The sequence below is a fragment of the Streptomyces sp. NRRL F-525 genome, assembly GCF_000716605.1.
In the GTDB taxonomy this organism is placed as follows: domain Bacteria; phylum Actinomycetota; class Actinomycetes; order Streptomycetales; family Streptomycetaceae; genus Streptomyces.
This window is the reverse complement of the sequence record NZ_JNXE01000036.1, coordinates 72,495-84,740: the sequence shown is the minus strand read 5'-3', so window position 1 is coordinate 84,740 and position 12,246 is coordinate 72,495. Positions and strand designations below refer to the sequence as shown.

Sequence of the window (12,246 nt, the reverse complement as noted above, 5' to 3'; positions counted from 1 at the left end):
CTCCGACCGCCGCCGCAGTGACCCGCCTTCGGCGGTCGGCCGGAGGACGAGGAGTAGCGTCGGCCTCATGCATGCGATCACGATTTCCGAACCTGGTGGGCCCGAGGCACTGGTGTGGGGCGAGGTCCCCGATCCGGTCGCCGGCGAGGGCGAGGTGGTGGTCGAGGTGGTGGCCAGCGCCGTCAACCGCGCCGACATCATGCAGCGCCAGGGCTTCTACGACCCGCCGCCCGGCGCGTCCTCCTACCCCGGCCTCGAATGCTCCGGCCGGATCGTCGAGATCGGCCCCGGGGTGTCCGGCTGGTCGGTCGGCGACGAGGTGTGCGCGCTGCTCGCGGGCGGCGGTTACGCCGAGAAGGTCGCCGTTCCGGCGGGGCAGTTGCTGCCCGTGCCCGCCGGTGTCGACCTGAAGCAGGCCGCCGCGCTGCCCGAGGTGGTCTGCACGGTCTGGTCGAACGTGTTCATGGTCGCCCACCTCCGCCCCGCCGAGACGCTCCTCGTGCACGGCGGTTCCAGCGGCATCGGCACCATGGCGATCCAGCTCGCCAAGGCCGTCGGCGCGAAGGTCGCCGTCACCGCCGGCACCAAGGAAAAGCTGGACTACTGCGCCGAGTTGGGCGCCGACATCCTCATCAACTACCGCGAGCAGGACTTCGTCGCGGAGCTCCAGCAGGCCACGGGCGGTGCGGGCGCCGACGTCATCCTCGACAACATGGGCGCCAAGTACCTGGACCGCAACGTCCAGGCCCTCGCCGTCAACGGGCGGCTCGCGATCATCGGCATGCAGGGCGGCATCAAGGCCGAGCTGAACATCGCCACGCTGCTCGGCAAGCGGGCCGCGATCAGCGCGACCTCGCTGCGGGCCCGCCCGCTCGGCGAGAAGGCGGCCATCGTCGCCGCCGTACGCGAGCATGTGTGGCCGCTGATCGAGGCCGGTCAGATCCGGCCGGTCGTCGACCGCGAGCTGCCGATGAGCGAGGCCGGGACCGCGCACCAGGTGCTGGAGGACAGCGGGCACATCGGCAAGGTGCTGCTCGTCGCGCCGTAGGCCCGGCGGATCCTAGCTCCGGCGCACCCGGAGAGCGATGAAGGCCAGGCCCAGGCCGAGCCCGATGAGGATCAGGCCGCTGCCCAGCGGCAGGATCCGCAGCACGGGCTCGGCGGTGCCCTCGGCGTGGGCGACGGTCTGGCGCAGGGGCCGGAGCGGCGGCGAGGACGGCACAGGTGCGGCCTCCTGGGAGGACGCGGAGTCGGCGGGGGCGGCACTCGCGGGGCCGGCCGAGGGGCTCCCGTCACCGTCCGCCGTCAGGCCGGCCGTGTCGTCACCGTCTCCTCCGCCACCTTCGTCCTCGTCCTCGTCCGCGGTCGGTTCCGCCGTACGGCCCGGCCGTTGCCGTCCTTCGCCCGCTTGGCTTCCGGCCCTGGAGGGCTCGGGGGAGGCATGCGCGGCGTCGGGACCGGAAGCGGGCCTCAAGGCGGAGGCGGAGTCGGAGGCGGAGGGGGAGCCGGAGGCCGGCGCCGTGACCGCGACGCGACCACCCCCGGTACCACCGCTCCCCACCACCACCCCGTACGCCGGAGCACCCCCGCACGGACTCACCACCGCACCCGTGCCCAGCACGAGCAGCAGTCCCGTTGTACGCAGCCATGGAGTCACGTCCGTGACCCCCTCCCGAGCCGAGGCGGCAAGATCGACGCACCCAGCGTCACACCGTGCGGACGCTCCGGCACTCCGGGTTCGGCCATGCGGAAACGGTGGATCACCTTTCGAGGGGGGCACCACGGTCGTGAGGTGTACGAGTGCGAGAGAATGGCGGCATGGAGATGCCGAGGAACGAAAGGTCACCGGAGAAGCCTCAGATCCTGGTCGTGGGACAGGACGGGATGGCGCTCGGTGGCACCGGGGACGAGGACTCCCGCGAGATCCCGGTGACGGAGATGGTGGAGCAGCCGGCCAAGGTCATGCGGATCGGCAGCATGATCAAGCAGCTTCTCGAGGAGGTGCGTGCGGCTCCCCTCGACGAAGCCAGCCGGGCCCGGCTCAAGGAGATCCACCGCAGCTCCGTGAAGGAGCTGGAGGACGGTCTGGCGCCCGAGCTGGTGGAGGAGCTGGAGCGGCTGTCGCTGCCGTTCACGGACGACGTGACGCCGAGCGACGCGGAACTGCGCATCTCGCAGGCCCAGTTGGTGGGCTGGCTCGAGGGGCTCTTCCACGGGATCCAGACCACGCTGTTCGCCCAGCAGATGGCCGCGCGGGCGCAGCTGGAGCAGATGCGCCGGGCGCTGCCGCCGGGCGTCGGCGACGGCGCCGAGGAGGGCCAGCCGGGCGGCGGCCGTGTGGGCGGCCCGTACCTGTAGGAACCCGACCCGCACACGAGAGCCCGTACCGACACGACAAAGGGGCCCGGCAGCCGATGCTGCCGGGCCCTTCCACATGATCGGTGTCAGGACGGGTTGCCCGTGGAGACGCCCAGCTGGATCTGGGGCATGTCCTTGGGGTCCACGTCCGTGCCGGCCGCCGGGAACTGGTCCATGACCGTGCCCTGGCCGTAGGTGTTCTCGTCCTCGGACTTGATCTTCACCTTCCAGCCCGCGGCCTGCAGGCAGGACTTGACCGAGTCGATGTACTTGAACTGGAAGTCCGGGACCTGGATCTTGCTGGGGTCGTTGTACGACTCCTCCGGCTCCTTGCACGCGGTCGTCGCGATCGTCTTCGACGTGTCGCCGTCGCGGTGCCCCTCGACCGCGGTCGCCGAGGTGCTCGCGCTCGCGCTGCCGCCGCTGCCCTTCGCGTCGTCCCCGCCGCCGTTGTTCATCGACAGGGCGGCGATCAGCGCGCCGACCGCGACGACGGCGACGACCACCGAGCCGATGATCACCGGCTTGTTGCTCCTGCCGCCGCCTCCCCCGGAGGCCGGGGTCGGGTGCTGCGGGGTCAGGTTGTACGGCGGCGGGGTCGAGATGCCCTGCTGCCCGAACCCGACCGAGGGCTGCGGCTGGTAGCCCGCCTGCTGCGGATAGCCGTAGGCGGGGGCGGGCGCGGGTGTGCCGCCGTAGGGACCCGGCTGGTACGGCGTGTGGACCGGGCCGGTGGGGGCCGGGGCCGCCTGGTCGACCGGCGGGAAGACCGCGGAGCCGACGCCCGCGCCGCTCTGCGTGGGCGCGCCCGGCACGATGCTCGGGGGCGCCGCGTGCAGCGAGGCGGCGACGCGCAGGCACTCGTCGCGCATGGACTCGGCGTTCGGGAAGCGCTCGTTCGGGTTCTTCTTCAGCGCGCGGGTGATCAGGGCGTCCACGGCCGGCGGCAGGGAACGGTTGATCGAGGAGGCCGCGACCGGCTCCTCCTGCACATGCGCGTACGCGATGGCCAGCGGCGAGTCCGCGTCGAACGGCAGCCGCCCGGTGACCAGTTGGAACAGCATGATGCCGACCGAGTACAGGTCGCTGCGCGCGTCCACGCCCCGGCCGAGCGCCTGCTCGGGCGAGAGGTACTGCGGGGTGCCGACGACCATGCCGGTCTGCGTCATCGAGGTGACACCGGACTGCATGGCGCGGGCGATGCCGAAGTCCATGACCTTGACGACACCGCGCTTGGTCATCATCACGTTGCCCGGCTTGATGTCCCGGTGGACCAGGCCCATCTCGTGGCTGATGTCGAGCGCGGCCAGCACGTCCGCGGTGATCTTCAGCGCCTTGTCGGCGGGCATCGCGCCGAACTGCCGTACGTCCTCGTCGAGTACGGAGCCGAGCGGGCGGCCCTCGACGTACTCCATGACGATGTACGGCATCGTCGTGCCGTCGAGGGCGTCCTCGCCGGTGTCGAAGACCGAGACGATGTTGGTGTGGGTGAGCTTGGCCACGGCCTGGGCCTCGCGGCGGAAGCGCTCGCGGAAGGCCTGTTCCCGGCCGAGTTCCGTGTGCAGTGTCTTGATCGCGACCTGGCGGTCGAGCACCGAGTCGTAGGCCAGGTGGACCGAGGCCATGCCGCCCTCACCGAGCAGGTCGCGCAGTTGATAGCGGCCACCTGCGAGCGCGCGCCCCGCATACCGGCCGTGTGCGCCGTCCTGGCTCATGTCCCGTGTCCCCCATCGGCGCCGGCCCAGTGATCGAAAGTGCCATTCCCGGCCAAGTCTGCCGGAGGGCACTGACACGTCAAGCGCGGTGCCCGATCCGTGACCGTACGCGAAAGAAGAGTCGTGGAAGCGTTACAGGTGCTGTACCGGCGGTACACAGAATTTGCACGACGGCCCGTGATACCGATTTGATGGCCGGTCCGTCTCCGGACGATTCCGGCACTGATCCCGGACCGGAGGCTTGCGCCGAGCCTGTAGCGTGGCCGACGGAGACCGTAACAACACCGCGCGCACCGCGGGCAGAAACGACGGCGAGGACTGATGGCACAGCAGCACGCTCAGGGCCCGTCCGACCCCGAGGCGGCTGGCGGCGGAATGTCGGACGCACCGGAGCTGTGGGGTAACGGCGGACTGGTCGGCGACGGCCGGTACCGGCTCACCCACAGACTGGGCCGGGGCGGTATGGCCGAGGTTTTCGCGGCCGAGGACGTACGGCTCGGGCGCACGGTCGCGGTCAAGCTGCTCCGCTCGGACCTGGCCGAGGACCCGACGTCGAAGGCCCGCTTCACGCGCGAGGCCCAGTCGGTGGCCGGCCTCAACCACCACGCGATCGTCGCCGTGTACGACTCCGGCGAGGACTACGTGGGCGGCATGTCGGTGCCGTACATCGTCATGGAGATCGTCGAGGGCCGCACGATCCGCGACCTCCTTCTCAACGCCGAGGCGCCCGGGCCCGAGCAGGCCCTGATCATCGTCTCCGGCGTCCTGGAGGCGCTCGCCTACTCGCACCAGCACGGCATCGTGCACCGCGACATCAAGCCCGCGAACGTGATCATCACGCACAACGGCGCCGTCAAGGTCATGGACTTCGGCATCGCGCGCGCCCTGCACGGGGCGTCCACGACGATGACGCAGACCGGCATGGTCATGGGCACGCCCCAGTACCTCTCCCCGGAGCAGGCGCTCGGCAAGGCCGTCGACCACCGCTCCGACCTGTACGCGACGGGCTGCCTCCTCTACGAACTCCTCGCGCTGCGGCCCCCGTTCACCGGCGAGACACCCCTGTCGGTGGTCTACCAGCACGTCCAGGACATCCCCGTCCCGCCGTCCCAGACCTCGAACGGCGTCTGCCCGCCGGAGCTCGACGGCCTCGTCATGCGCTCCCTGGCGAAGGACCCGGACGACCGCTTCCAGACGGCCGAGGAGATGCGCGGGCTCGTCCAGTACGGCCTGCAGATGCTCTACGACCAGGGCGGCCACACCGGCACCTGGAACACCGGCCCGGTGACCGTGGCCAACGGGCAGGGGACCCCGCCCGGGGGCTTCGCCGGTACGACCGTGATGCCCCAGGGCGACTCCTCCGGGACCACGCAGATCCCGCAGCCGATCCTGCCGGGCGGCTACGGCAACGGCGACGACGGCGGCTTCGAGGGGCACGGCAACCACGGCAGCGGCCGGGGCAAGCTGTGGATCCTCGCGGTGCTCGCGGTGATCGCCATCGCGGCGGGTGTCGCGCTGGCCATGAACAACACCGGTAACGGCAGCGGCGGTTCGGGCACCACCCAGTCGCCGACCACCTCGCAGACCGCGACCGACGACACGGCCACCGAGACGCCGAGCGACGACGCGACGGCCTCGTCGTCCGACACGGCCACGGACGACAGCGGCACGAGTTCCGGTTCGCAGTACACGCCGACGCCGACGCCGTCGTACACCCAGACCGAGACGGCCAGCGAGAAGCCTTCGAGCACCCCGTCGGCGACGGTTTCCGAGGAGCCGTCGGACACGCCGACCGCGTCGACGTCGGTGGACCCGACGGACACGGGCGGCACCGGTGACGCCGGCGGGGACGACAGCGGCGGTACGGTCGCGGGCGCCCTGGGCGGCGGCTGACCCCGCCCGGACCACCGGCACCGAAGCACTCACGCGCGCGTGCACCCCGTAACAGGGGTCCACGCGCGCGTGCTGTTTTCCGCTGTCCCTAGGGAGCGCCCTCCGCGAACGCCTCGCACACCGCGCCGTACTCCCGCGTCCACCACACGGCGAGCGCCGACGCGGCCGGGAACTGGGGGTCCGCGCGGGTGTCGCCCCGCTCGTAGTGCCAGCGCAGCATCCAGAAGTCGTTGAGCCGCTCCCACCACACCCGGTGCACGGCGGCGGCCAGTTCGGAGGCACCGGCGCCCGCGGAACGCCGGTACGCGTGCGCGTACGCCCGCACCTTCGGCAGGTCCAGGGCTCCGTCGGGCCGTACGAAGAAGATCGCGGCGGCGCGTACGGCCTCCTCCGCGCGGGGCTGGACGCCGAGGCGGTCCCAGTCGACGATCGCGGCGGGGGCGTCGCCCTTGTAGAGCAGGTTGAAGGGGTGGAAGTCCCCGTGCGTCCACCCCACGGAGGCCCCGCGCGGCGGCCGTCGGTCCGCGTGCCGTTCCAGCAGCTCGCGCCGCTCCAGAAGCCGGTGGCGGGCCAGTTCGTCGAAGGCGTCGGCGGGTCGGTGCCGGCGGACGTGCCCGAGGAGGTCGTCGATGAGGGCGAAGGTGTCGGCGGGGTCGGCCCCCGGCGCGCACTCCTCGCGGCGCCCCGGCATGACCCGCTCCAGGCTCGCGTGGACGACCCCCAGGAGCGCGCCGAGGCGCCCGCACTGACCGGTGGTCAACTGGCCGCCGTGGCGGTGCCTGCCGTCGATCCAGGGGTGCAGGGCGTAGGCGTGACCGCCGACGACGGCGACCGTACGGCCGTCGCGGGCGGGCAGCGGGGGCGCCACGGGGACGCCGAGGTCGGCCAGGCGCCGGGTCGCGGTGTGCTGGCGGGCGATCGCCGCCGGGTCCGCGGTCTCGGGGTCGAAGTGGTGCTTGAGGAAGTAGCGGCCCCGGGTCGTGCGGAGCCGGTAGCCGCGGTTCAGCAGGCCCTGCTCGACGGGTTCGCAGGTGACGGCGGACCCGGCGGCGTACTGGCGGAGGAGGGCGCCCAGCGGGGGCGCGTGGGGCACGGGGGGTGGTACACGTAAGGGCGGCACGCGGCCGATGCTAGGGCACGGGGTGGGCCCTTGAGCTGCGGTTTGTCACAGAAAGTCACCGCTCGGTCGTCGATGGTCGCTTTCGGTCACAGGGTGGGCCCGAAGCGCCGTTCCAGGCCGCCGTCCGGGGAGTGCACGGTGCTGAGCCGCGGTTCGATGCGCAGGTACACCATCGCGTCCCGGGCCGGCCCGAAACGCTCGACCTGCTCCGCCGTCGGCTCATGCGGCTCGCACGTGCCGACCACCTGTACGGACCACAGGTCGTCGTCCGGCCCGGCCGAGTCCAGGTTGTCGGCGCCGTACGCGACGACACGGTCCACGCACGCGTGGTGATGGCCCTGGCTCCGGGGCATCCGCAGCAGCAGCCGCTCGTCCGCCACGATGTGCCGGGCGGGGGCCAGGAAGGGCAGCGCGTCCAGGGTGGTGGCCACCCGGCCGTGGTCGGTGCGCGCGAGCAGATCGACGGCGAGCCGTTCGTCGGTGGGCATGCACTTACTGTCGGTTGAGCGGGCCCTTCGGGGGAGGGGTCTTTGGTCCCTAATGACGCTGCTGCTCGGCCTGTCTCCGCGCCACATAGGCCGCCGCCTGCGAGCGCCGCTCCATACCGAGTTTGGAAAGCAGACTCGACACGTAGTTCTTGATGGTCTTCTCCGCGAGGTGCAGCCGCTCGCCGATCGCCCGGTTGGTGAGCCCCTCCCCGATCAGGTCCAGGATCCTGCGCTCCTGGTCGGTGAGGGAGTCGAACTTCTCGTCCTGCTGCGGGCCGCCGTTGCGCAGCCGCTCCAGGACCCGGGCGGTCGCCACCGGGTCGAGCAGCGACTTGCCGGCCGCGACGTCCCGTACGGCACTCAGCAGTTCGTTCCCCCGGATGGCCTTCAGGACGTACCCGGAGGCGCCCGCCATGATCGCGTCGAAGAGGGCCTCGTCGTCCGAGAAGGAGGTCAGCATCAGGCACTTCACGGACTCGTCCCGGGCGCGGATCTCCCGGCACACCTCGACCCCGCTGCCGTCCGGGAGCCGTACGTCCAGGATCGCCACGTCCGGGCGCACGGCCGGGATCCGCACCAGCGCGTCGGCCGCCGTGCCGGCCTCGCCGACCACCTCGATGTCGGCCTCGACCGAGAGCAGCTCGTGGACACCCCGGCGGACCACTTCGTGGTCATCGAGGAGAAATACGCTGATTTTTCCGTCTCCGGGCACGCGGTAAGTCTCACATACGGGCTCTTCCCGTGCCCGAGGTGAGCGGGATAACGTGCCGTTGTTCCGGCCCCCTGCAAGGCTGTGACCAGGACTTGTTCCCGACTTTCGCGATTTACTTGGAAATCCAAGCAAAATCGCAGGTCAGGAGGGGTTTCACAGAATTGTGGAGCACTGGGTAACGTGCCTGTTGCAGGGCGCTCGCCGGGGCACCTGTCACGCCTGTTCCCGACGAACCGCACCCACCCTGTGCGTCCGTGGGGCGCAGGTGAGCCGCACTGGCACCCGGCGAACCCGGGGAGCCGGACCGACGGAGGAGCACACGTGACCGTGGAGAGCACTGCCCCGCGCAAGCCGCGACGCAGCGCCGGAAGCAAGGCCAAGGGCGCCGACCCGGACCTCGTCCAGCTGCTGACGCCCGAGGGCAAGCGAGTCAAGAACGCGAAGACCGCCCCGTACGACAAGTACGTCGCCGGCATCACCCCCGATGAGCTCCGCGGCCTGTACCGCGACATGGTGCTCACCCGCCGCTTCGACGCCGAGGCCACCGCCCTGCAGCGCCAGGGCGAGCTGGGCCTGTGGGCGTCGCTGCTCGGCCAGGAGGCCGCCCAGATCGGCTCCGGGCGGGCCACCCGGGAGGACGACTACGTCTTCCCGACCTACCGCGAGCACGGCGTCGCCTGGTGCCGCGGCGTCGACCCGACCAACCTGCTCGGCATGTTCCGGGGCGTCAACCACGGCGGCTGGGACCCGAACACGAACAACTTCCACCTGTACACGATCGTCATCGGCTCCCAGACGCTGCACGCCACGGGCTACGCGATGGGCGTCACCATGGACGGCGCCGACAGCGCCGTGATCGCGTACTTCGGGGACGGCGCCTCCAGCCAGGGCGACGTCGCCGAGTCGTTCACCTTCTCCGCGGTCTACAACGCGCCGGTCGTGTTCTTCTGCCAGAACAACCAGTGGGCCATCTCCGAGCCCACCGAGAAGCAGACCCGCGTCCCGCTCTACCAGCGCGCCCAGGGCTACGGCTTCCCGGGCGTCCGCGTCGACGGCAACGACGTCCTGGCCTGCCTCGCGGTCACCAAGTGGGCGCTGGAGCGGGCCCGCAACGGCGAGGGACCGACGCTCGTCGAGGCGTACACGTACCGCATGGGCGCGCACACCACCTCCGACGACCCGACGAAGTACCGGGCCGACGAGGAGCGCGAGTCCTGGGAGGCGAAGGACCCGATCCTGCGCCTGCGCACGTATCTCGAGGCCGCGCATCACGCGGATGAGGGATTTTTCGCGGAACTGGAGACGGAGAGCGAGGCGTTGGGCAGACGAGTGCGTGAAGCGGTCCGTGCCATGCCGGACCCGGACCGGTTCGCCATCTTCGAGCACGTGTACGCGGACGGGCACGCGCTCGTCGACGAGGAGAGGGCCCAGTTCGCCGCCTACCAGGCGTCGTTCGCGGACGAAGAGGGGGGTAAGTGACATGGCGGAGACCACGACGTTCAAGAACCTGCCGCTGGCGAAGGCGATCAACGAATCGCTGCGCGCCGCCCTGGAGTCCGACCCCAAGGTCCTCATCATGGGCGAGGACGTCGGCAAGCTCGGCGGCGTCTTCCGCGTCACGGACGGCCTCCAGAAGGACTTCGGCGAGCGCAGGGTCGTCGACACCCCCCTCGCCGAGTCCGGCATCGTGGGCACGGCCATCGGCCTCGCCCTCCGCGGCTACCGCCCGGTGGTGGAGATCCAGTTCGACGGCTTCGTCTTCCCGGCCTACGACCAGATCGTCACCCAGCTCGCCAAGATGCACGCCCGCTCCCTGGGCAAGGTGAAGCTGCCGATCGTCGTACGCATCCCCTACGGCGGCGGCATCGGCGCAGTCGAACACCACTCGGAGTCCCCCGAGGCCCTGTTCGCGCACGTCCCGGGCCTGAAGATCGTCAGCCCGTCGAACTCGTCGGACGCCTACTGGATGATGCAGCAGGCCATCCAGAGCGACGACCCGGTGATCTTCTTCGAGCCGAAGCGCCGCTACTGGGACAAGGGCGACGTCAGCACCGAGGCGATCCCCGACCCCCTGCACAAGGCCCGCGTGGTCCGCGAGGGTACGGACCTCACCCTCGCCGCCTACGGCCCGATGGTGAAGCTCTGCCAGGAGGTCGCCGACGCGGCCGCCGAGGAGGGCAGGTCCCTGGAGATCCTGGACCTGCGTTCGGTGTCCCCGATGGACTTCGACGCGATCCAGACCTCGGTGGAGAAGACCCGCCGCCTGGTCGTGGTCCACGAGGCCCCGGTGTTCTTCGGCTCCGGCGGCGAGATCGCGGCCCGCATCACGGAGCGCTGCTTCTACCACCTGGAGGCCCCGGTGCTGAGGGTCGGCGGCTATCACGCCCCGTACCCGCCGGCCCGCCTGGAGGAGGAGTACCTGCCGAGCCTGGACCGGGTGCTCGACGCCGTCGACCGCGCTCTGGCGTACTGAGGAGAGGGGTCGTGACGACGATGACTGAAGCTGAAGCGTCCGTACGCGAGTTCAAGATGCCGGACGTGGGCGAGGGCCTCACCGAGGCCGAGATCCTCAAGTGGTACGTCCAGGTCGGCGACACCGTCACCGACGGCCAGGTCGTCTGCGAGGTGGAGACGGCGAAGGCCGCGGTGGAACTGCCCATCCCGTACGACGGGGTGGTGCGCGAGCTGCGCTTCCCCGAGGGGACGACGGTGGACGTGGGCACGTCCATCATCGCGGTGGACGTCTCCGGGGGCGCCCCCGCCGAGACTCCGGCCGCGGCTGCTCCCGAGCCTCCGGCGGAGGAGAAGCCGGCGGCCCGCACACCGGTCCTGGTGGGTTACGGAGTGTCCACGTCCGCCACGAAGCGCCGGCCGCGCAAGGGGGCGGAGATCCCGGCGCAGGAGGCCGTGTCGGCGACGGGAGCGGCGGTGGCGGCCGTACAGGCGGAGCTGAACGGCCACGCGACGGCGACGCCGGCCGAGACCGGGTCCGCTGTAGCGCAGTCCCGCCCGCTGGCGAAGCCGCCGGTGCGGAAGCTGGCGAAGGACCTCGGCGTCGACCTGGCGACGGTGACCCCGTCGGGCCCGGACGGCGTCATCACGCGCGAGGACGTGCACGCGGCGGTGGCGGTCCCCCAGGCGCCGGCTCCGACGGCACCGCGGGCTCAGGTCCAGGTGGTTCCGGCCGCCGCACCGGCGACGTACGACACGAGCCGGGAGACCCGCGTCCCGGTGAAGGGCGTGCGCAAGGCGACGGCGGCGGCGATGGTCGGCTCTGCGTTCACGGCGCCGCATGTCACGGAGTTCGTGACGGTGGACGTGACGCGGACGATGAAGCTGGTGGAGGAGCTCAAGCAGGACAAGGAGCTCCAGGGCCTACGGGTCAACCCGCTCCTGCTGATCGCCAAGGCGTTGTTGGTGGCGATCAAGCGCAACCCCGACATCAACGCGTCCTGGGACGAGGCCGCCCAGGAGATCGTCCTCAAGCACTACGTCAACCTCGGCATCGCGGCGGCGACCCCGCGCGGCCTGATCGTCCCGAACATCAAGGACGCCCACGCGAAGACGCTGCCTCAACTGGCGGAGTCGCTGGGCGAGTTGGTCGCCACGGCGAGGGACGGCAAGACCTCCCCGGCGGCGATGCAGGGCGGCACGGTCACCATCACCAACGTCGGCGTCTTCGGCATCGACACCGGTACGCCGATCCTCAACCCCGGCGAGTCCGCGATCCTCGCGGTCGGCACGATCAAGCTCCAACCGTGGGTCCACAAGGGCAAGGTGAAGCCTCGTCAGGTGACGACGCTGGCGTTGTCCTTCGATCACCGGTTGGTGGACGGGGAGTTGGGGTCGAAGGTGCTGGCGGATGTGGCGGCGATTCTTGAGCAGCCGAAGCGGTTGATCACCTGGGGGTAGGGGGCGGGGGCCGCGCGTCTCTGTGAGTTGGGGATGCGCGGCTCGGTC

Annotated in this window: 11 protein-coding genes; 6 read left to right on the top strand and 5 right to left on the bottom strand. The window is 71.1% G+C overall.

Annotated elements, in window-relative coordinates; genetic code table 11:
- Positions 1–67 precede the first annotated feature (67 nt).
- Positions 68–1,048: an NAD(P)H-quinone oxidoreductase gene (locus OO69_RS37325; protein ID WP_033285361.1), complete on the top strand. Its 981-nt coding sequence runs from the start codon at positions 68–70 to the stop codon at positions 1,046–1,048.
- Between the two features lie 12 nt (positions 1,049–1,060).
- Here OO69_RS37325 and OO69_RS52170 read toward each other — a convergent pair whose 3' ends face one another.
- Positions 1,061–1,657, bottom strand: coding sequence for a hypothetical protein (locus tag OO69_RS52170; RefSeq protein WP_158713471.1), 597 nt, complete (start codon positions 1,655–1,657; stop codon positions 1,061–1,063).
- A 161-nt stretch (positions 1,658–1,818) separates the two neighbouring features.
- Between OO69_RS52170 and OO69_RS37315 the strand changes: the two genes are divergently transcribed.
- Entirely contained in the window at positions 1,819–2,358 is a 540-nt protein-coding gene (locus OO69_RS37315; protein WP_033285359.1) for a bacterial proteasome activator family protein, read from the top strand.
- A gap of 86 nt (positions 2,359–2,444) precedes the next feature.
- On the opposite strand, the gene OO69_RS37310 is transcribed toward OO69_RS37315, so the two are convergent.
- Complete coding sequence (locus tag OO69_RS37310) at positions 2,445–4,073, bottom strand: Stk1 family PASTA domain-containing Ser/Thr kinase (protein ID WP_033285358.1); 1,629 nt, start codon at positions 4,071–4,073, stop codon at positions 2,445–2,447.
- Positions 4,074–4,448: 375 nt separating this feature from the next.
- Between OO69_RS37310 and OO69_RS37305 the strand changes: the two genes are divergently transcribed.
- Entirely contained in the window at positions 4,449–5,966 is a 1,518-nt protein-coding gene (locus OO69_RS37305) for a protein kinase domain-containing protein (protein WP_051801499.1), read from the top strand.
- Between the two features lie 88 nt (positions 5,967–6,054).
- Here OO69_RS37305 and OO69_RS37300 read toward each other — a convergent pair whose 3' ends face one another.
- From OO69_RS37300 to OO69_RS37290, 3 genes are all read right to left on the bottom strand, one after another.
- Entirely contained in the window at positions 6,055–7,059 is a 1,005-nt protein-coding gene (locus OO69_RS37300; protein WP_199811103.1) for a phosphotransferase, read from the bottom strand.
- Positions 7,060–7,172: 113 nt separating this feature from the next.
- Positions 7,173–7,574: a pyridoxamine 5'-phosphate oxidase family protein gene (locus tag OO69_RS37295; protein ID WP_033285355.1), complete on the bottom strand. Its 402-nt coding sequence runs from the start codon at positions 7,572–7,574 to the stop codon at positions 7,173–7,175.
- A gap of 49 nt (positions 7,575–7,623) precedes the next feature.
- Positions 7,624–8,286, bottom strand: coding sequence for a response regulator (locus OO69_RS37290; protein ID WP_033285354.1), 663 nt, complete (start codon positions 8,284–8,286; stop codon positions 7,624–7,626).
- Between the two features lie 321 nt (positions 8,287–8,607).
- On the opposite strand from OO69_RS37290, the gene pdhA reads away from it, so the two are divergent.
- From pdhA to OO69_RS37275, 3 genes are read left to right on the top strand one after another with little or no spacing between them, the layout of a single operon-like run.
- On the top strand, positions 8,608–9,765 hold the full coding sequence (gene pdhA / locus OO69_RS37285) for a pyruvate dehydrogenase (acetyl-transferring) E1 component subunit alpha (RefSeq protein WP_033285353.1): 1,158 nt from the start codon (positions 8,608–8,610) through the stop codon (positions 9,763–9,765).
- A 1-nt stretch (position 9,766) separates the two neighbouring features.
- Positions 9,767–10,759, top strand: coding sequence for an alpha-ketoacid dehydrogenase subunit beta (locus OO69_RS37280; RefSeq protein WP_033285352.1), 993 nt, complete (start codon positions 9,767–9,769; stop codon positions 10,757–10,759).
- Between the two features lie 11 nt (positions 10,760–10,770).
- On the top strand, positions 10,771–12,198 hold the full coding sequence (locus OO69_RS37275) for a dihydrolipoamide acetyltransferase family protein (RefSeq protein ID WP_033285351.1): 1,428 nt from the start codon (positions 10,771–10,773) through the stop codon (positions 12,196–12,198).
- The last annotated feature ends 48 nt before the right edge of the window (positions 12,199–12,246 follow it).